General features: G+C 60.6%; 22 protein-coding genes and 1 pseudogene. 10 read left to right on the top strand and 13 right to left on the bottom strand.

Annotation, left to right across the window (positions count from 1 at the left end; translation table 11 throughout):
• Nucleotides 1-138 precede the first annotated feature (138 nt).
• Nucleotides 139-404: pseudogene (locus AAC691_RS11200) on the top strand (transposase domain-containing protein); the annotation flags it as partial.
• A 194-nt stretch (nt 405-598) separates the two neighbouring features.
• Here the strand turns inward: AAC691_RS11200 and AAC691_RS11205 are convergent.
• Nucleotides 599-2,413: a hypothetical protein gene (locus tag AAC691_RS11205; protein ID WP_342626940.1), complete on the bottom strand. Its 1,815-nt coding sequence runs from the start codon at nt 2,411-2,413 to the stop codon at nt 599-601.
• A gap of 318 nt (nt 2,414-2,731) precedes the next feature.
• Here AAC691_RS11205 and AAC691_RS11210 point away from each other — a divergent pair, with 318 nt between their 5' ends.
• Both AAC691_RS11210 and AAC691_RS11215 read left to right on the top strand, forming a co-directional pair.
• Nucleotides 2,732-3,154 carry a helix-turn-helix domain-containing protein gene (locus tag AAC691_RS11210; protein ID WP_342626941.1) on the top strand — a complete coding sequence of 141 codons (423 nt, stop codon included), beginning with the start codon at nt 2,732-2,734 and terminating at the stop codon, nt 3,152-3,154.
• Nucleotides 3,155-3,539: 385 nt separating this feature from the next.
• A complete protein-coding gene (locus AAC691_RS11215; RefSeq protein ID WP_342626942.1) occupies nt 3,540-3,758 on the top strand; it encodes a hypothetical protein in 219 nt (72 codons plus the stop codon).
• A 108-nt stretch (nt 3,759-3,866) separates the two neighbouring features.
• On the opposite strand, the gene AAC691_RS11220 is transcribed toward AAC691_RS11215, so the two are convergent.
• The 3 genes from AAC691_RS11220 to AAC691_RS11230 form a co-directional block, all read right to left on the bottom strand.
• Nucleotides 3,867-4,859, bottom strand: a complete 993-nt coding sequence (locus tag AAC691_RS11220) for an MDR family oxidoreductase (RefSeq protein ID WP_342626943.1) — start codon at nt 4,857-4,859, stop codon at nt 3,867-3,869.
• A 71-nt stretch (nt 4,860-4,930) separates the two neighbouring features.
• On the bottom strand, nt 4,931-5,545 hold the full coding sequence (locus AAC691_RS11225) for a TetR family transcriptional regulator C-terminal domain-containing protein (RefSeq protein ID WP_342626944.1): 615 nt from the start codon (nt 5,543-5,545) through the stop codon (nt 4,931-4,933).
• Between the two features lie 8 nt (nt 5,546-5,553).
• Nucleotides 5,554-5,886, bottom strand: coding sequence for a winged helix-turn-helix transcriptional regulator (locus AAC691_RS11230; protein WP_342626945.1), 333 nt, complete (start codon nt 5,884-5,886; stop codon nt 5,554-5,556).
• A gap of 20 nt (nt 5,887-5,906) precedes the next feature.
• Between AAC691_RS11230 and AAC691_RS11235 the strand changes: the two genes are divergently transcribed.
• The 4 genes from AAC691_RS11235 to AAC691_RS11250 all read left to right on the top strand — a co-directional run bounded on the left by AAC691_RS11235 (nt 5,907) and on the right by AAC691_RS11250 (nt 8,887).
• Complete coding sequence (locus AAC691_RS11235) at nt 5,907-6,926, top strand: zinc-binding alcohol dehydrogenase family protein (protein ID WP_342626946.1); 1,020 nt, start codon at nt 5,907-5,909, stop codon at nt 6,924-6,926.
• Between the two features lie 11 nt (nt 6,927-6,937).
• The gene (locus AAC691_RS11240) at nt 6,938-7,324 is read left to right on the top strand and encodes a nuclear transport factor 2 family protein (protein WP_342626947.1); all 387 of its coding nucleotides are present in this window, start codon (nt 6,938-6,940) and stop codon (nt 7,322-7,324) included.
• On the top strand, nt 7,321-7,752 hold the full coding sequence (locus AAC691_RS11245; protein WP_342626948.1) for a cupin domain-containing protein: 432 nt from the start codon (nt 7,321-7,323) through the stop codon (nt 7,750-7,752). The genes AAC691_RS11240 and AAC691_RS11245 overlap by 4 nt, the downstream gene beginning before the upstream one ends.
• A 112-nt stretch (nt 7,753-7,864) precedes the next feature.
• Nucleotides 7,865-8,887 (top strand): L-dopachrome tautomerase-related protein, encoded by a 1,023-nt coding sequence (locus tag AAC691_RS11250; protein WP_342626949.1) that lies wholly within the window; start codon nt 7,865-7,867, stop codon nt 8,885-8,887.
• A gap of 253 nt (nt 8,888-9,140) precedes the next feature.
• Here the strand turns inward: AAC691_RS11250 and AAC691_RS11255 are convergent, their stop codons facing one another.
• From AAC691_RS11255 to AAC691_RS11270, 4 genes are all read right to left on the bottom strand, one after another.
• Nucleotides 9,141-9,302: a hypothetical protein gene (locus AAC691_RS11255; RefSeq protein WP_342626950.1), complete on the bottom strand. Its 162-nt coding sequence runs from the start codon at nt 9,300-9,302 to the stop codon at nt 9,141-9,143.
• 6 nt (nt 9,303-9,308) lie between these two features.
• Nucleotides 9,309-9,884 (bottom strand): cytochrome b/b6 domain-containing protein, encoded by a 576-nt coding sequence (locus AAC691_RS11260; RefSeq protein WP_342626951.1) that lies wholly within the window; start codon nt 9,882-9,884, stop codon nt 9,309-9,311.
• A 106-nt stretch (nt 9,885-9,990) separates the two neighbouring features.
• On the bottom strand, nt 9,991-10,782 hold the full coding sequence (locus tag AAC691_RS11265; protein WP_342626952.1) for an ABC transporter ATP-binding protein: 792 nt from the start codon (nt 10,780-10,782) through the stop codon (nt 9,991-9,993).
• The gene (locus AAC691_RS11270; RefSeq protein WP_342626953.1) at nt 10,779-12,035 is read right to left on the bottom strand and encodes a hypothetical protein; all 1,257 of its coding nucleotides are present in this window, start codon (nt 12,033-12,035) and stop codon (nt 10,779-10,781) included. Before AAC691_RS11270 ends, AAC691_RS11265 begins: the two co-directional genes overlap by 4 nt.
• Before the next feature lie 134 nt (nt 12,036-12,169).
• Here AAC691_RS11270 and AAC691_RS11275 point away from each other — a divergent pair, with 134 nt between their 5' ends.
• Both AAC691_RS11275 and AAC691_RS11280 read left to right on the top strand, forming a co-directional pair.
• Complete coding sequence (locus AAC691_RS11275) at nt 12,170-12,322, top strand: hypothetical protein (protein WP_342626954.1); 153 nt, start codon at nt 12,170-12,172, stop codon at nt 12,320-12,322.
• Nucleotides 12,315-12,524, top strand: coding sequence for a hypothetical protein (locus AAC691_RS11280; protein WP_342626955.1), 210 nt, complete (start codon nt 12,315-12,317; stop codon nt 12,522-12,524). The genes AAC691_RS11275 and AAC691_RS11280 overlap by 8 nt, the downstream gene beginning before the upstream one ends.
• On the opposite strand, the gene AAC691_RS11285 is transcribed toward AAC691_RS11280, so the two are convergent.
• From AAC691_RS11285 to AAC691_RS11305, 5 genes are all read right to left on the bottom strand, one after another.
• Nucleotides 12,521-13,420, bottom strand: coding sequence for a DMT family transporter (locus AAC691_RS11285; RefSeq protein ID WP_342626956.1), 900 nt, complete (start codon nt 13,418-13,420; stop codon nt 12,521-12,523). The genes AAC691_RS11280 and AAC691_RS11285 overlap by 4 nt on opposite strands.
• 84 nt (nt 13,421-13,504) lie before the next feature.
• Nucleotides 13,505-15,961 carry an ABC transporter permease gene (locus AAC691_RS11290; RefSeq protein WP_342626957.1) on the bottom strand — a complete coding sequence of 819 codons (2,457 nt, stop codon included), beginning with the start codon at nt 15,959-15,961 and terminating at the stop codon, nt 13,505-13,507.
• 286 nt (nt 15,962-16,247) lie between these two features.
• The gene (locus AAC691_RS11295; protein ID WP_342626958.1) at nt 16,248-16,793 is read right to left on the bottom strand and encodes a hypothetical protein; all 546 of its coding nucleotides are present in this window, start codon (nt 16,791-16,793) and stop codon (nt 16,248-16,250) included.
• A gap of 143 nt (nt 16,794-16,936) precedes the next feature.
• Nucleotides 16,937-19,444 carry a TonB-dependent receptor domain-containing protein gene (locus tag AAC691_RS11300; RefSeq protein ID WP_342626959.1) on the bottom strand — a complete coding sequence of 836 codons (2,508 nt, stop codon included), beginning with the start codon at nt 19,442-19,444 and terminating at the stop codon, nt 16,937-16,939.
• A gap of 172 nt (nt 19,445-19,616) precedes the next feature.
• Nucleotides 19,617-20,309, bottom strand: coding sequence for a GntR family transcriptional regulator (locus tag AAC691_RS11305; RefSeq protein ID WP_323992785.1), 693 nt, complete (start codon nt 20,307-20,309; stop codon nt 19,617-19,619).
• A gap of 191 nt (nt 20,310-20,500) precedes the next feature.
• Here AAC691_RS11305 and putA point away from each other — a divergent pair, with 191 nt between their 5' ends.
• Complete coding sequence (gene putA, locus AAC691_RS11310) at nt 20,501-24,196, top strand: bifunctional proline dehydrogenase/L-glutamate gamma-semialdehyde dehydrogenase PutA (protein WP_342626960.1); 3,696 nt, start codon at nt 20,501-20,503, stop codon at nt 24,194-24,196.
• The last annotated feature ends 56 nt before the right edge of the window (nt 24,197-24,252 follow it).

A 24,252-nucleotide genomic window follows, 5' to 3' on the forward strand; every position in this document is an offset into this window, starting at 1 on the left:
CAGCCCCGCCAGGGGCATGAATTTCAGCATCCGTATCATTCTCTATCTCGTAAGCATGAGCTGATCCCTACTCTTGCGTCCTGCGGAGTGGGTTGATTCAATTCCTACCGCAGAATTCCTTGTATTTTTTTTTGGAACTTGACAGACAACGCCGCCGAACGCAGCCTGCGCGGCATCACCTCGGGAAGGAAAGCCTGGCTGTTCGTCGGCTCGGATCGCAGCGGGCGACACGCAGCCGACATGTGTTCCCTCGTCGTAACTGCCAAGCTCAACGACATCGATCCCCAGGCCTGGCTCGCCTATGCTCTCACCCAGATCAACGACCAGCCGGTCTCACGCCTGCATGAACTCCTCCCCAGAACTGGAAGGCCTCAACACAACCCCATCTTACTCAAGCTGCCTGACTATGCCCGCGTCTCTCGCCAAATGCTTATGGTTCAGTGTCACACCAACTCCTATCAAAACTGCCGATAGCTACCTCAGCAACTCATCCCGCTCCCACACCACGCCTCAGGACACAGCCTCCTTAAGGTTCCTCCAAAAATCAGGGATTATCCTTCCGAACGACAAAACGTCCGTCACCGAAAGTATACTCTTCCTACACCCCTGCAGCATGGCGATGACAAGTTTGCAACGCTCGCTGGTCGTTGCCTATGAACTCATCGCTACCCGAATTCCGTGGAACACGCACGGAGGTAAAAAAAATCGACGGCCTTGTAATTCTGCGTCGCTCTGCGATCGCGTCACCAAAGGAAGTAAAGTTGCTCCGTCGCCAGATTGTCCGCCGCTCAGCCGAGCCAATACCGATCGTATCAGCATTTCTGAGCAACACAGCGATTTTATCTATGTCCTCAGAACAAACGGCCTCGAAGAACTGATGCCGAAAATTTTCTTGACTTTCGTCCAAGGCGTCAAGGAAATGCAATGTGTCCAATTTGGCCAGAAGTCGCGCCGCCTTACCTCTAACAGAGGTCTCTGCATTATTTCGCAAATCAAGGATAGGACGAATATTTTCACCCTTAAACGGGCCGTGATTTCCAGTAGTGTAATCCATGAACCGAAGGATTTGGGCTCCCCCAATTCCAACACCGTCGACTCCGGTGTAAACAACCTTTTCAAGGTTATGCATACGAAAGCCGGCACTAAAATAGGTGAGAAGGCCACGCTCATGTGCTTCATGGACAAGAGTTGCCGACTGCCAGAATTCGATCTGATCAATGACACACTTACTGGGATAAGAATCTGCAGTTCCATCCCACGTCACTTTTTCGAAATGACCATCAATAACTATATCGATCCCAAGGCGCCCAACTTCAAATGGATCGCTGACTGTCCTCGGGTTATTGGCATCTCGATCATCGATAATTGGAACATTGATACAAAAAGCACCAGATAAAATCTGATTCTCCGCTCGACGAGTATTCGCCACCATAGCCCGCATGAACCGCACGGCCTGCGTATACGTCATTCCCTCAATAGCCACCTTGCACTCTGTGACCCCGGTACCGAAGAACTCACTACAAGCCGCCGCAAATGTATGGACAGTTTTCAGGAATGAATTGTCAAAGGTCCCTTCGAAAAGGGGACGTCCAACGTAAGTTGAGACAGGCGCGAAGCGTGCGGCCTGCAAGCAGATGCGCGGAACGATCCGCGGCATGGGGATGCGGTACGGCTCGACCTCCGCCCGAGGAATGGCGACCCCACGTTCAAGATGCTCGATATGGACGATCACCCCTTCCATGTGAGCTAGGTCCGTAACCGTGTCAAAGAGATGTCCTGGACCGGGGTCCGTGACCGACATAACCGACTGATGTTTCCGGAAACCTGGCATTCCCCATGAAATCGGCACAATTGGCAGCCTGTAACCTCCGTCGAGCAGATTCCCAGCGATCAGAACCGCAGCGCGTTCAGTAGGAAGAAGAGCCTCCCCCTTGATAACAGCGTTCTCCGTCATCCGTTGAACTGTACGAACAAAATCCGTCTCGCCTGCCCCTTCAGCAATGCTATATGTAACTAAATTCCCGTCAGAAGATATGACAACCGACGACGGCCTTGCCGGCAGTATCGCGTCGGAAATATCGTCAAATACATTGAATATTTCTAGGTATTTTTCAACGACATTCTCATCTAGGCTCTCAATCGCAGCGTTAATGGCTGCACTAATTTTGTTCAACTCTATCGCCGTAAGGATTCCTTCCGCTTGTAACTCATCAATATGCCGCAGCAACATAGGCAAGACCTCGGCCGCGTCACCAGCAAGAACCGGTTCGAATGATTCTCCCTTAGTAAAGGCTTCATCACCGACACCGCTCTGACAAATTCGCTCGCACCACAGTCGATACACAAGCGCATCCGCGTGCTCACATATACGGGTACGAAAATTCGTTACTTTAAGAGAAAATATAGCAACCATTTCAGCTTCCTTTCAATAAATGTTCCATTGATTTTTATATCGCGAATACGACATCACCGATCATAGACGACCAATATATTATTCATCTGTGAATCATACGTGCATTCAGCAACATAGTTTCAAGTTCGCAACCTAACAATCTAAACAGTCTGCTAATCTGGACACTCTCCGCATTGAGTCCTTCTTGTCGGAAAAGAAACCGCGATTATCGCTTCACATTGTGTCATGTTCGTTGTTGGACGACTGATTTTGTGCTTACTTGATCCGTGTTTGCAAGTACGCACAATTTTCTCTTGTAGTATCAGAAAGGATACCATAATGGTCCATAAGATTCCTCCGCGTTGGCGGCGTCATATCTCTCCCGGGGGCCCTGCTTGCTCAGTCGAAGCAACACTTTCTCTCATTGACGGAAAATGGAAAGGTGTTGTTCTCTGGCACCTTCTTGATGGAACACTCCGTTTCGGCGAGCTTCGCAGAAGGATTCCGCGCGTAACGCAAAGAATGTTGACCACTCAGTTAAGAGAACTCGAAGTAGACGGGCTAGTTGAGAGACAAGTTTATCCTGTCATTCCTCCTAAAGTCGAGTATTCTTTAACTGATTTGGGCGCATCGCTTGGCAACGTACTTTTTGCGTTAAAATTATGGGGCGATGAGCACTGGTCGCTTTGGCAGGATGTTACTCACAACAAAAAAAATCTTGTAGAAAAGGACGTGCCCATTGAATCTTATGCTAAGCAATGATCAACGTCGACTCTGATTATTTTGATGTGAGAGGATTTTATTTATGACAGCGACAATGAAGCAGGACGATTATTCTGCCTCCAATCCGAATGTCCGTCTATGAACATATTGGTGCAAGTGAATCGGTCGATATGACCGCAGCAAGCTACGTTATCCCCGCAACCCGACGAATGGGCGGCGGTGACAGCACAATTGCACGTCGATCGACTGCACCATGCGCTCTATGCCCGATGCAGAGACAGGGTGGGACGCGAGGTCAGCCCGACAGTGGCGATCATCGGCAGCCGGTCAAAAGCGCGAAAAGAAAGATCTCAGACCTGGCTGGTTTCGACGCCAGCAAGAAAACAAAGGCAAGAATGATCACATCCTGGTCGACACATAAGGCTTGCTGACACGCACCATCGTCCACGCCTCCGACATTCAGGATCGCGACGGCGGCGTGCTGCCGATGGTGGAGTTTTCGGCTCGTCTTCCTTCCTGCCGTACCATCAACGGCAAGATCGTGAAGCGATCCGATATCGGAAAGTTCGTCGTTCTGCCTACGCTGGATTGTCCAGCGCACGATCACATGGCTCAATCGATGCCCAGGTTGGGTAAGGATTGAAAGCAGATGAACCGAAACGCATGCACCTTCCTCAGTTGGGCATCAGTCAGACAGATGGTGCGAAAGATCTGTCAGGTCACAATATGATCGTAGGTAATCACTTAATATCTAATGGAGATCAACCACTAAACGCCCATGGACTTTTCCCTCCAACAACGCCGACGCGTTATGAACAACGTCTTGTAGGGTAATATCAGTCGCCAGCGCATCCATGGACTGAGCATTTACCAGTTCCTCTAAGCGGCTCCACGCAAGCTGCCGCTTATCACGCGGACAATAAACACTGTCGATCCCGATCAGCGAGACGCCGCGCAGGATAAAGGGCGCCACCGTGGCGGGAAAATCCATGCCGGCCGCCAAGCCACAAGCCGTCACCACGCCACCGGGCAATATGCCCGCGCACAAATTGGCGAGTATTCGGCCACCTGCAACATCGACGGCACCCGCCCAGCGCGCACGCTCCAAAGGTTTTCCGGCTTTGGCGAATGCATCGCGCGACAGAATCGTAGCGGCACCCAGCCCCTTCAAATAGGAGCTTTCCTCCAGTCGCCCCGTTATCGCTTCGACAGTGTAGCCCAGACGAGAGAGCAACATCACCGCGATGCTGCCCACACCCCCCGAAGCGCCGGACACCACGACCGGCCCAGCATCCGGCCGGATGCCTTCGCGCTCTAGCGCCATGACACAGAGCATCGCGGTATAGCCGGCGGTACCGATCGCCATCGCCTGCCGGTTCGAAATGCCACGAGGAAGCGGCACCAGCCAGTCCCCACGCACACGAGCCTTCCCGGCTAATCCACCCCAATGTTTCTCGCCCACGCCCCAGCCGTTCAGCACGACCCGATCTCCCGGCGATAGTGCGGGGTCGTCCGAACGCGCAACAATGCCCGCGAAATCAATCCCCGGAATCATGGGAAACCGGTGGACAATCGGCCCCCGGCCGGTGATCGCCAATGCGTCCTTGTAATTCAGGGTCGACCATTCGACTTGCACCGTCACATCGCCTTCCGGCAAGGCGTCCTCGTCCATCCAGCGCACGGCGACATGTTGTTCGCCGGTCTCACTCTTTTCAATCAGTAGAGCCTGAAACTGAGAATTCATAAGGTTTCCCCCGATTAGACTGATCGTCTATAAAATGACGAAAATAACTCGACCCACTGTGATAGTGATGCTTACGACACCTCAATCAAAGCCATAAATCCATCCTCGAAGACCCGCAGTGGGGCAACGCTGCGCTCCAGTCGCGCGCGCAAAACGGCCCCTTCCCACCCCGTCCAGAAGAATCGTGCCCAGCCCCGCGCACGGTCGGAATCAATCGGAAGGAGGCAGTCTGTCAGCCTATTTTCCCATCCATTCAGCACATCCCGGAGCGCCGTTCGATAGTCATCTGGCAAAGCACCCAGTTCCTGGCCGAGATTTCCGATCAGACACCCACGCCGGAACGCATGTCGCTCCATTCCCTGGCATGCATCCGCGATGAAGTTGCGAAGCCTTTCGACCGGCACCGTACTCTCATCCTTCAACCAGCGATCCAGTTTCGCATTAAAGTAGGCAGCATATGCCTCGATCAGAACGAGACCGAACGCCTCCTTGCTGGGAAAATAGTAATAGAACGAACCCTTCGGTACCTGGGCTCGTGCCAGAAGTTCCTCCAATCCGGACGCGATGAAGCCTTTTTCGGTCAGAGCCGCAACGCCTTCCCTGATCAGTTTTTGCCGGGTCGCCGAGTACCCATCCTCCGACTTCGGAGGCCGGCCACGACGCCGTTGTTGAGCCACGGAATTCATGAAACCTTTTATAGACCGATCGTCTCGGAAATTAAGCGCCATTTCCCAGACATGATGTTCACATCATCGTCAGCGTCATCAGTCAAGGCGCCTGTCGGCGCCCGCGCCGTCAACATGCGCAGGGTGACGGTCGGCAGACGCTTTCGGAGGGAGTTGAAGCGCGTGGTTCCCCGCAAAAGATGGAAAAGAGTCACCTCCTTCCACTCCCATCGATCAGTTCGAGCGTCGCTTCCATAGTTGTTCGTGACGAATAAGGGGCATGACGGTATCATTTCCGATACTATGAGCGTTATATGTGCGTTCTTGTGCATGCCGAATATGACGCCCCATCTTCCCTCCATTCAGCAATGGAGAGAAAACTATGCGTGCCGTTGGCTATCAATCCCCCCTTCCGATTGGCGCCCCCGATTCGTTACAGGACATCGAACTCCCGAAACCCTTACCGAGCGGCCGCGATCTCCTGGTCGAAATCCGGGCTGTTTCGGTCAATCCCGTTGACACCAAGGTGCGAATGAGCGCCCCACCCGAACCCGGCCAATGGCGTGTTCTTGGATGGGACGCAGCAGGCATCGTGACGGCGACGGGACCAGACGTCCGCGACTTCACGATCGGGGATGAAGTCTTCTATGCCGGATCGCTGCACCGTTCGGGAACAAATGCCCAGTTCCACCTGGTCGATGAACGGATCGTGGGCCGCAAGCCGAAATCGCTGGACTGGGCGCAGGCCGCCGCGCTCCCGCTGACCGCGATCACGGCATGGGAGATGTTGTTCGACCGGATCGATATCCGGCGACCTGTCCCCGGAGTTGTCCCGTCCCTGCTGATCGTCGGCGGCGCGGGCGGCGTCGGCTCGATCGCGATCCAGCTTGCCCGTGTACTGACGGACCTGACCGTCATCGCCACGGCGTCGCGCCCCGAGACACAGGAATGGGTGCGAAACCTTGGCGCGCATCATGTGATCGACCACAGGAACTCCCTCGCGGGACAGGTGGCACGTCTCCCGACCGGCGCACCCGGCTTCGTCTTCTCCACGACACAAACGGATCAACACGTCGCCGATATCGTGGAGTTACTGGCACCACAGGGACATTTCGGGTTGATCGACGATCCGAAGGAACTCGACGCGTTGCCGCTCAAGCGCAAGAGCCTGTCGTTGCATTGGGAATTGATGTTCACCCGTCCCATGTTCGAAACAGCCGACATGGCCGAACAGGGGAAGCTCCTGAATGAGGTTTCCGCTTTGGTGGACAGCGGACGGATTCGTACGACGCTCGGGGAGAATTTCGGTCTCATCAATGCGGACAACCTGCGCCGCGCGCACGCCCTGGTCGAGAGCGGACAGGCAAAGGGCAAGATCGTTCTCACCGGCTTCGGTGAATGAGGAGACTCGACATGAACGAGACACCATCGGATCTGGTGCGGCGCTGGTATGCGACCGGCGACACGTCCTTGCTGGATGATGACATCGTGTGGGTCGTACTCGACAGTTTTCCAGAGGGCGGCCGCTATGTCGGCCGGGAAGCGGTCACGGAACGCTTTTTCCCCGCCGTGAAGGCCCATTTCACAGAATACGTCGCCCAGCCGGAAACCTTGCTGGCCGATGCAACCGACGTCGCGACGACCGGGTTTTATCGGGTGCGCACGCCGCTCGGAAGGACGGGCGAGATCGCCTTCGCACATTTCTGGACGATTCGGAACGGAAAAATCGCCGCATTTCACCAGGTGGCGGATACCGCGAAATTACGGGATCTCCTGATCGATGGGAAGAAGGGGTCATGAGCGCCGATAACGCGTCTTCGGCAAACGCAGGCGGCGGCCGCTTCGACCTCAACGCCATCGCCGCATCGTTTCCGGACTCGTCCGACACGATGCTGCTGGACACATATCTGACGGACTCCGCGTCCCGCAGTATCCGGGTTTTTCGCGTCTATCGTGGTGTACCTGCCCATTATCACACGCAATGCGACGAAATCCTGCATGTGCTCTCAGGCGAGGGGACTTTCTGGATCGATAACCCGGCCACCGAGGCGGCCTTCGTGCCGGGTCAGCTTCTCGTTTTCCCCAGACGCGCCGTCCATGCCCTACCGCGTATCCTGCGTGCCCCTGTCATATTCCTCGCCATCGACACACCGCGTCGGGCACAGGATGACATCACCTTTGTCGATCCCGAGGACGGTACCCCTGCCGAATTCATTGCGAAGATATGACACTATGAGCCTTCCCGAACCAAAGCTTCGACACTCGCGTCGCCGCGGGCATTCTTTCCCCCTTATAATAGCGGCAAGCCTGTTTCTGTGCGTCTCGACCGGAAACATGGAGATGGCTCATGCGCGATCTCTCCGCATCGAAGCCTCGAATTCAGTCCTGAACTGGAACGCGGTCGCCCTGGCCGCCCATCATGTGTTCGTAGGAGGACCACGCTGGACTGGCTTTTCCGGCCCATCTGTCGCCGTTTTGACGACAGGAGGCTTGCTCCGCCCCTTTCCGGATTCGATATGGAACGGGTGGAAACCTGGCCTTGACGCGAAACGGCGTTTCGTTAGCGTCAACGCCCTTCATATCGATCCCGAAGGCAAACTCTGGGTGGTCGATACGGGAACGCCGCTGTTTGGCCGCCCACCCGTCAAGGACGGTCCGAAACTGGTGCGCCTCGACCCGGCGACGGGGGATATCCTCCGCGTCTATCCGCTTGATCCGGTTATGGCTCCGCCAGGGAGTTATATCGACGACATCCGCTTCAACGGACCGCACGCCTATTTGACCGACGCTGGAAAAGGCGCAGTTCTGGTTCTCGATATCGCAACGGGCGTCTGTCGTCGCGTCCTCGACGGTGCCCCTGCCACACAGGCACGACCGGATCGACCGATCGTCATCGACGGACGCATCGTCAGGAACGGCAATGGTACGCCGCTCCTGATCAACGCCGACCCGCTCGAAGTCAGTCCCGACAGGAAGTACCTATATTTTGGGCCGCTCGAAGGGCCATGGTCGAAGGTGCCGACCGCGCTTCTGGATGATCCCGCGACACCTCCAGCGGTGCTTGCCGCGTCGGTTACTCCCTGGGCCGATCTTCCTCCGATCGGCGGCAGCGCGATGGATGAACGCGGAAACCTTTATTTCGTCGCCTTAAAAAATGAAACGGTTTATCGGCGTGATCCAGCGGGGAGGATCGTATCCCTCGCGTCGGATCATCGCCTGCACTGGGCAGATGCGCCTTTTCTCACACGCGATGGGCGGCTGTGGCTTCCCGTCGCCCAACTCGACCGACTGGCACAGTTTCAGCATGGTATATCGCGTGTCCAGTTTCCCTTTCTTCTGCTCTCTCTGAGCACGCAGCCATGAGCGAGTGTGTCATGGGCAAGCAGTCACGCACATAATCATGAATATCCGGTATCTGGCGTCACGAAAAACAATGAGCTAGAGCAGATCCCGTTCAAACGGACTCGTTTGAACGGGTGAAGATGCTCGATAAAATAACAACCTAGAGCCATATCCATGAACCGATATGAATGGATATGGCCCTGATGAAAGCATCGTAGCGCGCGAAACATCTATGATCGGGTCAAGCGCGTCAACCACCCCGCGCCCCCTCATTTCAATAGCCATGCCCCTCATAACCATAGCTGCCGCGTGAATTATTGCCGACATTCCCATAACCATCGCCACGGTACTGCCGCGTGCCCCGGTCGCCGTAATCCGGCCCGCAGGCCGTCAGCAGCAGCAGCCCCACCAGGGGCATGAATTTCAGCATCCGCATCGTTCTCTATCTCCACATCCGGCGCAACACACCGTCGCGCAGCACCAGCGCGTGATACAGCGCCGCCGCCGCATGGCCCAGTGCCGCGATGATGATCACCCAGGCCAGCCAGCCATGCAGACTGCCGAGGCGCTGATGCGCCACTGGCGACATCAGCGCGAAGGGGAGCGCGAAGGGCGACGCGATCGGCACCCCGAAGGCCACCACCGGCTGCCCGGCCGACCAGCGGGCCAGATATCCTAGGGCGATGACGCCGCCCAGCAGGACATAAAGCCCCCCATGGGCCAGGGGCGCCAGCCGCGCGCCCGGGGCCGGACCGGCGGCGAAGCGGATCGCCCGCCCACCCGTCAGCCGCCAGGCCACCCGGGTCACGAACAACGCCGCCAGCAGCACCCCCAGCGACAGATGCACAGATACGATCGGCCCATGCCAGGCATGGGGCACCCTGTGCATCAATTCGCCCAGCACGAACTGCGCCAGGATCAGCACGGCACAACTCCAATGCAGCCAGCGCGTCTCCGCACCATAGCGCACCGGCGCCGTCGGCGCCCGCACCGCGTCGATCACCTCGAACCCGCTCATGTTCCCTCCACCGCTGTTCCCTCCACTGCGCCACGCACCGGCACCCCGTACAAACCCGCATCTCCGTCGCGCCGGCCATCAGCACCGGGCCATCAACGCCGAGCCATCAACGCCGGGCCATCAACAACGTCATCACCGCATCGCCGAACCCGGCCGGATCCCGCCGCGCCGCCGCCAGGTCGGCCGCGTCCCAGCGACAGGCCACCGCGCCGCCTTCCAGCATGATGGCGGCGGAACAATGGGCCGCGACGCTCTCCAGCGCATGCGTCGCCAGAATCACGCTGCACGTTCCCGCCCGCACCCGCGCATCGATTATCCGCCGGACCTGCCAGGCGGCCAGCGGGTCCAGCCCGTTCAGCGACTCGTCCAGGATCAGCAGGCGCGGACTACCCAGCAACGCGGCCAGGATCGCGAATTTCGCCCGCGTGCCCAGCGAACAGGTCTCCAGCGGCACATCCATCCAGCGCGCCAGGTCCAGCACCACCACCGGGTCGTCCGCGCCCCAGTCGTCGGGTCGCCCCCAATCGGATCGCCCCCAGTCCGGCCGCGCCAATCCCTTCGCCGAGGCCACCAGCCGCAGATAATCCCGCCCGCTCAGCACCATCGGCAGCGCCGCGGGATCGACGGCATATCCCAATGCCCGCCGCGCCCGCACCGGATCGGCCAGCACATCCACCCCATCGATCGCCACCTGCCCGGCCAGCGGCGGCACCAGTCCGGACACGGCGCGCAACAGGGTGGATTTGCCCGCGCCATTCGCGCCCAGCAATCCCAGCCACTGCCCCGGCGGCAGCACCAGGTCGATCCCGCGCAGCACCACTTGCCCGCCATACCCCACCGTCAGGCCGGATACCGCCAGCACGGCATCCATGCGCGCAGCATCCGCCGCCCCGCTCATCGCACCCCCTCCCCGTCCGGCCGGCCAAGGCGCCCGGGCGTCCCGCCATGATGGAACATCCGTGCCGCGCGGTGCCACAGCCAGGCCAGCAGCAGGGCGCCCGCCGCCGCCTCGGCCATTCCCAGCCGGGCCCAATTCTCCGCCGCCGCATACAACCCCGCCCCATGGGCCAGAGCCGCCAGGCCCGGCCGCCCGACAAAATTCACGGCCATCGCCAGATAGACCGCATCCAGCCCCAGCAGGGCCAGCACCGCCGGCAGCACCATCCGCCCGGCACCCGGGCAGAACGCCAGCCCGACCGCCGCCGCCGCCAGCATGCAGCCCAGCGACAGCACCCCCGGCCCGCGCACCAGCGCCCACACCGCCCGGCCGAAGCGCACCGGCAGCACCCGCAACGCCACCGCCCCCAACGGCGCGCTGCGCAGCATGACGACGAACAGGACATGCCCCACGGCCACGCCGCTCATGACGGCCAGGGCGGCATCCCGGCGCACCGCCGCCGCTCCCAGCGCCGCCGCCAGCACCGGCCCTCCGGCCAGCCCCATCCCCAGCCAGGACCGCCGGGCCAGCAACCGCATCCCCCACAGGCCCAGCCCGAACGGCCGCGCCAGCACCAGCCAACGCACCGGCGACCACCCACCCCAGGCCGGTCCGATCACGGCAGATCGCCGGGGCGCGTCGCCCGATTCCCTGCGCGCCCCTTCGCCGGGCACCTCTTCCCTGGGCGCCCCACCCGCCAACCCGCGCGCCACTCCCACGGGCAGGCAGGCGAACAGGATCGGCATCACCGACACCCCCGCTCCCCACCCGGCCACTCCCGTCAAAAAACCCGCAAAGAAGATCGCCAGAAAGCCGGATGCCACGGCGCCGGTCAGCACTGCCATGCCCATCGCATCCATCCACAACGCCCGCCGCCAATCCCGGGGCGACAGCGGCAGCACGCGCAGCCAGTCCATGGCGGCGTCCCGCCGGGCGGCATTCCCCGCCATCCGGCCAAGCCCCAAACCGACCGCCGCGTTCACCAGCACCGACAGCAGCAGCGCCGCCGCGCCATGCGCCGCCCATTTGCGCAACGCCACGCCGCCATCCCACGCCCCGCCGGCCAGCAATCCCAGCAGGACCATTATGCCCACCGGAAACAACACGGCATCCGACCGCCGCCGCAGCAGCCGCCACGCCACGACCCGGCACAAACCCCGCCAGCGTGCCCCGATCAGCACACGCGACGCCGGCACGCACGACGCCTCACGCATCACAATGCCTCACGGATGGTCCGCGCCGCCACGATATCGTAACCCGCCGCCCATGGCTGCCTTACGATGGGATTGAGTGGTTGGTAACTTCACGTCGTCAATGACGTCGTTATTGACGTCGTCAGGAGGCGAGGATGCGGCAGGAGATCCTGATTGGCGTGGGGCGTCGGCGGCGCTGGTCCGATGAACACAAACTGCAGGTTACCGATACTCTCACGCTGTGCAAGCAGGAGATCGTTCTTCTCGGCATCGGTCAGATCATGAAGGAGGGACGGCGCCATGCGTAGGATGAATCAAATTCCCGCACGCGCCGCAAGCCCTTCTACCAACCCAGTGAGCAATTCCGACACCATTGCCGGGGTTAAACCCGGCAATGGTGTCGGTCAGCAACAGCGAGAAATCGGCGGCACAGCAACACCGGGCGATAGCGTCTTCAACCCGCAGATCCGTCCGAATGAATGGGGCTACCTCTCAACAACTGACACCTAATCGCTATTAGCCAAATCCCCATCACTCAAAGCTCGTGCGCCCTGTGCAAATGCAATTCCCAACATGACGCAAATTACGACAATACTACCACCGACAATCGCTTGATCGGTCGGCCGCATCCCTAGTATTAACCAGGACCAAACAGGCGTCATCGGTGCATCTAAGACATCTATTAATGCCGCCTCCCCCGGTGGAATTCGGCGGGCTCCGATAATAAGAAAGACGCGTCCCAATCCAAGTGTCACTGTGCCGAATAGCGCACATGTAGCAATTGATGAGAGATCATTCGGAATTGAAGCCATAAATGGGAATGCAATAACGCTACTTAGCAAGCACGCAATCATAGAGGCGACCAACATCGGTGTTGCCTTGTAATTTCTGGCTATCACAATTACTCCCGCAACGCAAATAGACATCAAAAATGCGAGAAGCATAGCAATATAATTGGACGAATTTTTATCCCGCCACATCATGATGGCTACACCGATTGCCACGCCTATACCGGAGTACCATAGCGATGTCGACTGTTCTTCACGCAAAAATACCTTTAAGAATATGGCAACAATGATTGGAGTCGTGGCATAAACCACCGCAACGTTGGCTACGGCCCCAATTCTGTAGCCAGCTACAAGACTGACCATCCCGACAGTGAATAACGTAGCGACCAAAAGCGACGGCCAGGTATAACTTTTTCTGTCGGTGACTCGCTCTTTAGTTAAAAGGCGAGCAACAACCCATATCGCGGCCGCGCCGAAAATACCGCGAACAAACAAAACGTCCGATAGAGGAAGCTTCACTATCTCGGTGAAAATACCGATTGTACTAAAGGAAACCGCCGACCCCAACATCAGGATTCGACCCGACCACCTCGCCAATTTCTCGTCTTGAATTCGCATGTCTTTTCTCTATTTGACGCCAAGACGATCCACCTCTTCGTGCTGCAAACTCTGCAATCGCAGATAATGGCCTCGGATGGACTCTCAGGGCCTTCGCAACGCGCGAGCCGATTCCATACGGGCAAGGCGAAGCGTCTGCCCGATAACAATAAGCGCGGCAAATCCGAGTGTTAAGCCGATTACGACGAGAAAATACGCCGGCGAAAGCGCGATTCGCTGAGAAAAAGTCGAGAGCCATGCGCGCATCAGACTCCACGCGAACGGGCATGCAATCATGCAAGCAAGCGATACCGGAAAAAGAAAGCCACGCAGCATCAAAATAATGATATCGCCAACTCGGGCACCAAGAGCTTTGCGGATGCCTATTTCATGCCGACGTTGCACGCTGGAAAGTGAAGCCAAGCCATAGAGACCTATGCCCGCGATCACAAAGGTCATTATTGACCCAGCTATAGCCAACTTTCCTTGGCGTTGCCCATTCATATAAAATTCTGATGTCCGGTCGGCCACAGTCTCAAAATTTCCCTCGGCGTCGGGGATCAATCTATTCCACACAGTTTTGAGGCGCTCCTGCATGTCGCGCGACGCGACGCCAGCGAAACGTATCGTAATAACCGCAGCGGGAATATTCTGCCTGGACTGAAGTACAACCAGGGGCCTTACCTTCTCATGGGGCGAGACAAATCGCATATCGTCTTCGACCCCTATAATGTAAAGCCTAGTGGATCCAATCGTTAGAGATTGTCCAATGGCTGCAGCAGGCGATGCAAATCCCGCCGCTGATACGGTGCGGGAATTGATAATGATATTATAAGGCCCAGGACTGGCTAAAAGTCCGTCCCAACCTTGGCTGTTGTCCTGCCCATGGAAATTGTCGAACCAGCGTCCAGCAAGAAGGTGAGGAAGATAGACGACGTCATAGCCCCGCGAAATGACATCCGTGAGAACATGGATATTTTCTCCACGTGCCGTCTTGGCATCAAAATAGCTGACGGTGGAAACATTTGGTTCCAGGACCGACAGCGTCGCAGCGGTGACGCCTGGGATTGCCCTCACAGCGTCGAGAAGCTGATGCTGCACATTTGCATCGCTGGCTGGAATCTGAGGACTGACCAGCAGCCCCTTTGCCGTATAACCCTGATCGGAGGTCCGGATAAAATTGGCCTGCTTATTAACGACTAAAGTGCATATCGCAATTACAGAGGCGATAGAAAACTGGACCAGAATCAAGACTTTTCTCACCTTGCCTTCAAGCCGCCCCCCAGACGGCAGGGCCGCGGAGGAGAAGATTATCGCCGGACGATAGGCCGAAAGCACCAATGCCGGATACACTCCGGCGGCAATTCCGGTCGCGACCGCGGAAATTAATAGAATTAATATTGTATGTTCATAATCAACATTAAGTTTAACACCCACCATGGATGAAATAAACGGTGATACCAACTCGAAGAAGCTCAATGCCAACACAGCGGAAATCAATGCTTGTAGGATGGACTCTCCCATAAACTGCATGAATAAAGCGGACCTGGTCGCTCCCAATGTCTTGCGTATCGCGACTTCCCGGGCACGTAACGCGCTCCGCGCGGTAGACAGATTGACAGAGTTTCCTATGGCCAGGATCAACACAAAAATGCCGGTGAGCCCAAGGCTATCCACGACACCGCGATCAGCACCGTCAGACTTATCTTCCACGACTATATCATGAAAATGGGTTTCCGAGAGCGGTACGAATGTCAGCAGGCTTGTCTTCTCTGGATGTACACCAAGATTACGATCGTCGTTACCACTATCCGGCCCACTTGCTCGACGGCTCAGAAACGAACTCGTCTGACTCTGAGCGAGGGCCATATCAGATGGCCCCCGAAATCTTACGTAGATACTGCCTATTGAGGAACGCCAGCGCGTAAATGCATAGCTCTTTTCCCGAACCCACTGCGGGATGATCATCACCGCCTCGGGGTCGATCGTTGTCGCAACCGTTGGCGTCGAAAGAACGCCTGTGACGGTAAGGGCCACCTTTACGCCTTCTTCCATAACTATAATCGATCTTCCCAGGACATCACTCTTTCCGAAGATCGCCTTCGCCAGCCTGTCTGACAATACGATACCATCAGGCCGATCCAACGCGTGCGCAGGATCCCCTTGCTCAAGGGGCAGGGGAATCGTTTTGAAAAACTCGCTGTCAGTTTGCTCGATCGTCCGTGAAAATCGTCGATTGCCTGCTTCGAGTAATACCGACACGGGGCGATCCAGTGTCGATGCAGCGAGAAAAGGAAAATCCGCTCGTAAGAACGGCAGAGCGGCGAATGAGAGAATTCCGCTTTCGATAGGTGCATGCCCCGGCACCTTATAGGTAATATCGACTCGCGCGATTGTTTTTGCATCAGGAACGTTATCATTGAAGCTGTATTCGAAACAAACATATTGCGCCGAGATTATAAAGAAGCATAACCCTACCGCCATTCCCAAAATATCTATGAAAAAATACCGAGGATATTGACGCGCTTGACGAATAGTAGCACCGAAGATTGTTTTTAACATAGGATAACTCCTCGCCGCTCCTCAAATTTCTGCGCCAGCATTCAGCGTTTGGAAAAATTCTCGTACTGTACGCAATGATACATGAAAATGGCGATCGAGGAAGCCGATGACGGCAGGTGTTTCATATGTGACGATCACTATCGTTTGATATTTATTCTTTGATTAAAAATGTATTTATAAAGTAATCTTGGACATCCTCCATTCAAAGGCGTAGCCGGCTCATAAAAAGATATTATATTTGCTCCGAATATTAGGAATCTTGCCAGCGGCCCTGGATTACGATGTCTCACCCATGATGTCCGACCCACGCCGCGATCGCGGCAGCGCACCGCTCCGGCGCCAGGTCCGTATTGTCGAACCATCGCCGATCGGTCGCGCCGTCATCGAACAGCACGCGCGTGGCCATCGCGGCGGCCAGCGCGGCCGGGTCATGCATCTTGTCCGCCGCCACGCGCCCCGCCGTTCCCAACCGCCGCGCCCGCGCCTCCGGCGAACAGGTCAGGGTCGCCGAAAACAACGCACACCCTCGTAGCGCGGCAAGATCGATGACCGCCCGCCAGGTCTCTTCCGGAAACGAACTGCCGCCACCGCGCGTCACGACATTCGTCAACACCACCGGAACCTCGGGCGGCAGTTCCAGGATCCGCGCAAAGGCAACGGCCCGGACCGCGCGCACGGTCTCGTAAAAGGCCGCGCTGCCGCGCTCGGTCACCGCATAGCCCACGTTCAGGATCGTATGATTATCGAGAAGCCGCGCCCCCAACAGCCCGGCCAAACACCGCCCCACGGTCAGCTTGCCCGATCCGGGCCAGCCATTCAGATGAATCAGCATCGTCACGTCCCCCGCGCCCGCCCGGATCTCCCCGGACTCCAACGTCGACGAATACCAAAAAGGGCCGATCCATACCGGACCGGCCCTGCACGAGCGCCATATCCGATCAGATGATTCCACCCGATCGGATGATGCAGGAACGTTCAGAACTCCGTGCTGATCGTCCCGAACAATTCGCGCACCGACCCACGCTCGAACGATTGGTAATCCCCCGTCACCGGGAAGCCGTTCTCACCCATCATCGCGATATATTTGGTGTTGTTCAGGTTGTAGATGTTGAAATCGGCGGTCACATTCTTGAAGAACCGGAAATTGCCGAACTGGTACCGCACCCCGCCATTCACCAGCCAATAGCTGGGAATCCACGTATCGTTCAGGATCGAGAAATAACGCTTGGACAGGTAATTGGCATCGATATGCGCGGTAAACCCATGGAACGTATAGGACGCCATCGCCTTGTACATGAATTTCGGATAGCCATCCATGACATTGCCATAAATGTCGTCGTAATTCCCGTTGCCATCCTGGATCTGGGTATGCGCGCCCCAGGTGAAATGGTTATAGCTGAACGAGTTATAGATCGTCAGCCCCCGAACCGGCGTCAGCGTGGCCGAGATGTCGGCCCCGTACATCGTCGCCACCCGCGTATCGACGACCGAGGTCAGCGGATTGTTCAGCGACCCGACCGAAGCCGACAGCAACCGGTGCGAGATATAGGTATAATACCCGTCCGTCGCCACGATAAGGTACGGCGAGGTGTAGCGATAGCCCAGCAGGAACGTCCAGTCGCGCTCCGGCGACAGGCTGTGCTGCAATCCCTTGAAGATCGACTGCCCCGTCACGGCCCATGGCGAGGTCGCGCCGCCGGTCGGCGCCACCGTGAAGGGGCGCATGTTCTCGGCGATATCGACATACAGGTCATGCTGCGGCCGCGGATGCCAGTCCAGGTTGACATGCGGCAAGAACCCGTTGGCCGAGGTCATGCTGCCGTTCGGCAGGTCCGCTGTGCCATAGACATCCGCATTGCCGTAATAGGCACCGCCCGACGTCGTCTGCAGCAGGGACTTGAACCCGTATTCCAGCGTCAGGGTCGGCATCAGGCGCCAGGTATCCATCACATGCGCCTGGAACGTATTGGTGCTCCACTGGAATCCATAGGCCTGGGCGAAGGCCGGACCATAGGTATCATAGGGCCCGATCGTCTCCAGCGGCAGCCCCTGGCCCAGAACCGGCTCGTTATACCAGTACTGCGCCTCGGCCTGGTTGTTGTTCTCGTACCAGAACCCGGCATTGATATGGTGCCGCGCCAGCGTGTAATCGAGCGCGGTAGTAAAGCCATAGCGTTCCTGCCGCGGCTGCCACACCTGCTCCGACAGCGGCGCCCCGGTCGTCGATCCCATGAACGGATCGCCATAGGTCGTGTACTGGGTATCGCTATGGCCATAGAGCGTCGACAGCCAGCGCAGCCGCTCGTTCAGCGTGATGTCGAAATTCAGCCCGCCGACATAATCGATCGATTGCTGCCCGCCGTCATAATAGGCCACGCCCGCCCCCTCGGCGGTATTCTGCCATCCGTTCGGCACCTGGTTCGGTCCGCGCAGGGCAAAGGGCTGGCCGGTCGTGGGGTTGATCGTCCCCGCCCCGCCCGTGCAGCTCGCCGCCGGGCTCGACCCGGTGTCGCAGATCCAGTTCCATTGCGCGGCGGCATAGGCCCCGGCATAATTCGGATAGAACGCCCGCGTGCGCCAGCCGACATTCTGCAGGATATCCAGCGACAGGTCCGGATAGTTCCAGGCCTGCGCGTTGCTCCAGTTGAAGAACGCGGTCATCGTGCCGCGCTGGCCCAGCGGCTGGATCAGCTTGGCGTCCACCCCCTGCTGGAAATCCGGGCTGGGCGAGCTGTATTTCTCTTCGTAATTGCGGTCATAGGCCACGAAGAACTTGGTGCCGGACGGGTTCAGGATCCCGCTGTCGAACCGGAAATAGCTATGCTCCATCTTATAGCTTCCGAACCCCTGGGTGATCTTCCCACCCATCTTGTCCGTCGGGTCGCGGGTCCAGAACTGCAGGGTCCCGCCCAGATTGGTGTTGGACGGCAATTGCACCGCGCCCGCGCCCTGCGACACCGATTCCCGCGCGATGTCGTCGGGAATCGCCGCATCGGCGACATTGACGCCGTTCAGGTTGGAATAGGACTGGTCGTTCAGCGGAATCCCGTCCAGGGTCACGCCCAACTGGTCCATGAAGAACCCGCGGACATAGAGATTCGCCCCCCAGGTATCGATGCCCAGCGCGTCGGTCGAACTGTAATTGACCCCCGGCACCATCTGCAGCGAGCGCAGGATATTGGTGCCGGGCACCTGCTGCTCCATGAAGGCCCGCGCCACGACCGTGTCCGCATTGTGCGAGACGAAACGATGGCCCGTCACCGCGACATTTTCATCCGATCGGGCCTGCAGGCCCCCCGCGCCACCCCGCCGCCGCGCGCGTCCCCGCGTCCTGACCGGGGTCTGGGTCTGGCCCGGGGCCTGCTCCGCGGCGCCGGACGCGGCATGCTTCTTTCCGGCGGGCGCATGGTGACGGTGCGCCGTGCCTGTCGCGCTGTCCGCCAGCGCGGCGCCGGGCACCGGTCCGAACGAGGTCGCAGCCATAAGAGTACATAAAAATACGTTATGACGACACCGCATTATTGACTCTCGTCCGGTTCATGGTCGTCAAAAGGATATCCGCTCCCCTCCGATCGTTCAATGTTTCGTTGCCGGTTCGATGTGGGGCAGCGCGTTTTCCGGTGCCTTTCGGGCACCGGTGCCCAATCCGCACCGGCTATCCGCGCCGCCGGCGCAGCACGTCGACCGAAATCCGCGCCGCATCCAGGATATGCCGCCGCGTCAGCGCCCCGATCCCCTCCGCGTCCCGGCTGCGACAGGCCGCCAGCAGCGCCAGGTGCTCGGCATCGGTCTCGGCCTTCCGCCCGGCGATCTCCAGATGCGCGCGGATATAACGATCGACCCGCCGATGCACGCCCTCGATCATCTCCAGCAGGCGCGGCCGGCCGCAGGCCGCATAGATCGCGCCATGGAACGCCCAGTTCAGCGGACCCGACCGCGCCATGCCATCCGGCGCGTCGCTGGTTCCGGCGACGAACGCCTCATACGCGTCCTCGACCCGCGCCAGGTCGACCCGCGTCATCCGCCGTACCGACTGCGTCGCCGCCATCTCCTCCAGCGACGCACGGATCTCGGAAAAATCGATGATGTCCTCTTCCGACAGGCCGATCACCGTGGCGCCGCGATTCTGCTGGAACGCCACCAGCCCCTCGACTTCCAGTTGCTTCAGCGCCTCGCGCACCGGAATGGTGCTCACCCCGAACGCGCCGGCCAGCTCCGACTGCCGCAGGGACTGCCCGTCGGCCAGGTGCCCATCCAGGATCGCCTGGCGCAGCGCATTGCCCACCCATTCCGAAGCCAGGCCCCGCGGCTCCTCCGTAGCACGGATGAACAGGCTCTCCGGCAACATGATCTTCTCCCTCCCGCTCTGATCGCCCCCCAAACTCGCCCTCCGCCCGGCCCGATGCAAGATCACCCTGTCACGCACCCATCATAATCACGCACAAAATCATATACGCACTTGCGAATCATATATGATCTGTTAAGCAGCGGGAACGATCCCTTCACCTCCCCCCTTCAGCAGCCAAGCCGCGCCCCGCCATGACCCAGCCCGTCCCGGACCCGTCCTCCTTCCCGCCCCCGACCGCGGCGCTGGCCGCCGCCCTGCCGACACGCGATCCCCTGCGCGCGCGTATCGCCGCCGCCATCCGCCAGGCCGAGCCGGACTGCGTCGCGGCCCTGATCGACGACGCCACCCTGTCGCCGGAACAGGCGGCCCGGGCCGACGCCACCGCCCGAACCCTGGCCCAGGCCCTGCGCACCGGCCGCCGCCCGGGCGGTGTCGAGGCCCTGGTCCAGGAATTCTCCCTCTCCTCGCAGGAAGGCGTGGCGCTGATGTGCCTGGCCGAGGCTTTGCTGCGCATCCCCGACGACGCCACCCGCGACGCGCTGATCCGCGACCGGATCGGCGGCGGCGACTGGCTGGCCCATGTCGGGCGCGGCCGCCCGCTCTTCGTCAACGCGGCGGCCTGGGGGCTGGTGATCACCGGCCGGCTGGTCGGGCCGGAACGCTGGCACGGGCTGGCCGGCGCGCTCCGCCGCCTGCTCGCGCGCGGCGGCGAACCGCTGATCCGCCGCGCCGTCGACGTCGCCATACGCATGATGGGCGAACAATTCGTCTGCGGCGAGACGATCGACGCCGCCCTGCGCGCCAGCCGCGCGCGCCATGACCGCGGCTTCCGCTATTCCTTCGACATGCTGGGCGAGGCCGCGCTGACCGAAGCCGACGCCGGCCGCTATTTCCGCGACTACGAAACCGCCCTGCACGCCATCGGCCGATCGGCGCAAAACGCGACCGCACGCGATATCCTTGACCGCGACGGCCTGTCCATCAAGCTCTCGGCCCTCCATCCCCGCTACGCGCGCGCCCAGCGCGACCGGGTGATGGCCGAACTGCTGCCCCGGCTGCTGCACCTGGCCCGCCTGGCCCGCCGCTACGATATCGGCCTGAACATCGACGCCGAGGAAAGCGAAAGGCTGGACCTGTCGCTCGACCTGCTCGACGCCCTCTGCGCCGATCCCGGCCTCGCGGGCTGGAACGGCATCGGCTTCGTGGTCCAGGCCTACGGCAAGCGCGCGCCCGCGGTGCTGGACTGGATCATCGCCCTCGCCCGGCGCACCGGCCGCCGCATCATGGTCCGGCTGGTCAAGGGCGCCTATTGGGACAGCGAAATCAAGAAGGCCCAGGTCGACGGCCTGGCGGACTTCCCCGTCTATACCCGCAAGTGCCACACCGACATCAGCTACCTCGCCTGCGCGCGGAAAATGCTGGCGGCGGGCGACGCGCTGTTCCCGCAATTCGCCACCCATAATGCCCGCACCGTCGCCAGCATCCATGCCATGGCCGGCGACGGCTTCCGGCACGGCGACTACGAATTCCAATGCCTGCACGGCATGGGCGAATCCCTCTACGACCACGTCGTGGGCGCCGCGAACCTCGATCGCCCCTGCCGCATCTACGCGCCGGTCGGCTCGCACGAGACCCTGCTGGCCTATCTGGTGCGCCGCCTGCTGGAAAACGGCGCCAATTCCTCCTTCGTCAACCAGATCGGCGACGCCGCCATCCCGCTGGACCGGCTGGTGGCCGACCCGGTCGCCACCGCCCGCGCGCTGGCCGCCGCCGACGGGCTGCCGCTCGGCGCGCCGCATCCCGGCATCGCCTGCCCGCCCGCCCTGTTCGGCACGGCGCGGCGCAATTCGGCAGGCGTGGACCTGGCCGACGAACCCACTCTCGCCGCCCTGGCCCGGGGCATGGCGGACGGCCCGCAAAGCTGGCACGCCGCCCCGATCCTCGCCACCCCGATCCTCGCCGACGGCGGCGCGACGTCGGCCGCGCCCCCCGAACCCGTCCCCAACCCCGCCTGTCCCGACGACAGTCCCGGCACGGTCCGCGCCGCGACGCCCGGCCTGGCGCCCCACGCGGTCGATTGCGCGCTGGCCGCCCTGCCGGACTGGTCCGCCCGCCCCCCCTCGTCGCGCGCCGCCTGCCTCGAACGCGCCGCCGCCCTGCTGGAATCCCGTCAGGCCGAACTGATCGGCCTGACGGTGCGCGAGGCCGGAAAATCCTATCCCAACGCCGTGGCCGAACTGCGCGAAGCCGTGGATTTCCTGCGCTACTACGCGGCCGGAATCCGCGATTTCGACAATGCGACCCACCGGCCGCTGGGCGTGGCGGTGTGCATCAGCCCCTGGAACTTCCCGCTCGCCATCTTCATGGGCCAGGTATCGGCGGCGCTGGCCGCCGGCAACGTGGTGCTGGCCAAGCCGGCCGAGGAAACGCCGCTGATCGCCGCCTGCGCGGTGCAGATCCTGCACCAGGCCGGCATCCCCGCCGGCGCGCTGCAATTCCTGCCCGGCACGGGCGAAATCGGCGCGGCCCTGGTCGCCGACCGCCGCATCGGCGCGGTGATGTTCACCGGCTCGACCGAGGTCGCGCGCCTGATCGCCGCCCAACTGGCCGGCCGCACCGGCGCCAACGGGCAACCCGTGCCGCTGGTCGCCGAAACCGGCGGCCAGAACGCGATGATCGTCGATTCCTCGGCCCTGGCCGAACAGGTGGTCACCGACGTCATCGCCTCGGCCTTCGACAGCGCCGGCCAGCGCTGCTCGGCGCTGCGCGTCCTCTGCCTGCAGGACGACTGCGCCGATCGCGTGCTCGCCATGCTGCGCGGCGCGATGCAGGAGCTGCATGTCGGCGACCCGGCGAAGCTGCACACCGATATCGGCCCCGTCATCACCGAACGGGCCCGCGCCGGCATCGCGGCGCACATCGCGCGCATGCGCGAAAACGGGGCGCGCATCTTCGCACCCGCCATCCCCGACGCGGTCCCGGGCGGCCACTTCCTGCCCCCCACCCTGATCGAAATCGACGATATCGCCGAAATCGGGCGCGAGGTCTTCGGGCCCGTTCTGCACGTGCTGCGCTGGCGCCGCCAGGATCTCGACCGGCTGATCGACGCGATCAACGCCACCGGCTACGGCCTGACCTTCGGCCTGCACACCCGCATCGCCGAGACGATCGACCATGTTACCGGACGGATCGCGGCGGGCAATCTCTATGTCAACCGCAACACGATCGGCGCGGTGGTCGGCGTGCAGCCCTTCGGCGGGCGCGGCCTGTCCGGCACGGGCCCCAAGGCCGGCGGCCCGCTGACCCTGCGCCGCCTGCTCGCCGCCTGCCCCCCTTTCATCCCGCCCACGCCCCCCGAAGGCACGCCGGTCGACGCCCGCCCCGACATCCTCCCCGGCCCGACCCTGCACGGGCTGCAAATCCCCATGCCCGGCCCGGTGGGCGAGACCAATCTCTGGTCGCTCCATCCGCGCGGCACGGTGCTGTGCGTGGCGGATACGCTGGCCGCTGCCCACCGCGCTACCGGCCTGGCGCTGGCCGCGGGCAACACCGTGCTCCTGCTGGCACCCGCCGCCGCCTGGCCCCGCGATCTCCCGCCCAGCCTGCAAGCCCGCGTGCGCGCCGTGCCGGATCCCGACGCCCTGGCCACGCTGCTCGGCACACCAGGCTCCACCCTCCCCGCCCTCATCCTGGCCGAGCCCGGCAGCCCCACTCTTCCGGACGCCCTGGCGACCCTGAACCGCCTCGGCGGCGACAGCGGCCCGATCGTCACCATCCATACCCTGACGCCGGACGGCCCCCTGCCCGAATGGCTGCTGGAAGAACGGCTGCTCAGCATCAACACCGCCGCCGCCGGCGGCAACGCCTCGCTCATGACGCTGAGCTAGTGTCCTGCCCGAGAAATTCTTATGAGAATTTCTCGGATCAGCAGGCCACTAAAATA

It is taken from the genome of Nguyenibacter vanlangensis, assembly GCF_038719015.1.
Taxonomy (GTDB): Bacteria; Pseudomonadota; Alphaproteobacteria; order Acetobacterales; family Acetobacteraceae; genus Gluconacetobacter; species Gluconacetobacter vanlangensis.

Excerpts from the sequence above, each read along its gene's own strand:
- AAC691_RS11265 (WP_342626952.1), bottom strand. The coding sequence starts at position 10,782 with ATGAGCGGGGCGGCGGATGCTGCGCGCATGGATGCCGTGCTGGCGGTA.
- AAC691_RS11305 (WP_323992785.1), bottom strand. The coding sequence starts at position 20,309 with ATGTTGCCGGAGAGCCTGTTCATCCGTGCTACGGAGGAGCCGCGGGGC.
- AAC691_RS11230 (WP_342626945.1), bottom strand. The coding sequence starts at position 5,886 with ATGGAGGGAAGATGGGGCGTCATATTCGGCATGCACAAGAACGCACAT.
- AAC691_RS11280 (WP_342626955.1), top strand. The coding sequence starts at position 12,315 with ATGCGTAGGATGAATCAAATTCCCGCACGCGCCGCAAGCCCTTCTACC.
- AAC691_RS11290 (WP_342626957.1), bottom strand. The coding sequence starts at position 15,961 with ATGTTAAAAACAATCTTCGGTGCTACTATTCGTCAAGCGCGTCAATAT.
- AAC691_RS11250 (WP_342626949.1), top strand. The coding sequence starts at position 7,865 with ATGGCTCATGCGCGATCTCTCCGCATCGAAGCCTCGAATTCAGTCCTG.
- AAC691_RS11285 (WP_342626956.1), bottom strand. The coding sequence starts at position 13,420 with ATGCGAATTCAAGACGAGAAATTGGCGAGGTGGTCGGGTCGAATCCTG.
- AAC691_RS11220 (WP_342626943.1), bottom strand. The coding sequence starts at position 4,859 with ATGAATTCTCAGTTTCAGGCTCTACTGATTGAAAAGAGTGAGACCGGC.
- AAC691_RS11225 (WP_342626944.1), bottom strand. The coding sequence starts at position 5,545 with ATGAATTCCGTGGCTCAACAACGGCGTCGTGGCCGGCCTCCGAAGTCG.
- AAC691_RS11270 (WP_342626953.1), bottom strand. The coding sequence starts at position 12,035 with ATGCGTGAGGCGTCGTGCGTGCCGGCGTCGCGTGTGCTGATCGGGGCA.
- AAC691_RS11240 (WP_342626947.1), top strand. The coding sequence starts at position 6,938 with ATGAACGAGACACCATCGGATCTGGTGCGGCGCTGGTATGCGACCGGC.
- AAC691_RS11255 (WP_342626950.1), bottom strand. The coding sequence starts at position 9,302 with ATGCGGATGCTGAAATTCATGCCCCTGGTGGGGCTGCTGCTGCTGACG.
- AAC691_RS11245 (WP_342626948.1), top strand. The coding sequence starts at position 7,321 with ATGAGCGCCGATAACGCGTCTTCGGCAAACGCAGGCGGCGGCCGCTTC.
- AAC691_RS11275 (WP_342626954.1), top strand. The coding sequence starts at position 12,170 with ATGCGGCAGGAGATCCTGATTGGCGTGGGGCGTCGGCGGCGCTGGTCC.
- AAC691_RS11205 (WP_342626940.1), bottom strand. The coding sequence starts at position 2,413 with ATGGTTGCTATATTTTCTCTTAAAGTAACGAATTTTCGTACCCGTATA.
- AAC691_RS11235 (WP_342626946.1), top strand. The coding sequence starts at position 5,907 with ATGCGTGCCGTTGGCTATCAATCCCCCCTTCCGATTGGCGCCCCCGAT.
- AAC691_RS11300 (WP_342626959.1), bottom strand. The coding sequence starts at position 19,444 with ATGGCTGCGACCTCGTTCGGACCGGTGCCCGGCGCCGCGCTGGCGGAC.
- AAC691_RS11210 (WP_342626941.1), top strand. The coding sequence starts at position 2,732 with ATGGTCCATAAGATTCCTCCGCGTTGGCGGCGTCATATCTCTCCCGGG.
- AAC691_RS11260 (WP_342626951.1), bottom strand. The coding sequence starts at position 9,884 with ATGAGCGGGTTCGAGGTGATCGACGCGGTGCGGGCGCCGACGGCGCCG.
- putA (WP_342626960.1), top strand. The coding sequence starts at position 20,501 with ATGACCCAGCCCGTCCCGGACCCGTCCTCCTTCCCGCCCCCGACCGCG.
- AAC691_RS11295 (WP_342626958.1), bottom strand. The coding sequence starts at position 16,793 with ATGCTGATTCATCTGAATGGCTGGCCCGGATCGGGCAAGCTGACCGTG.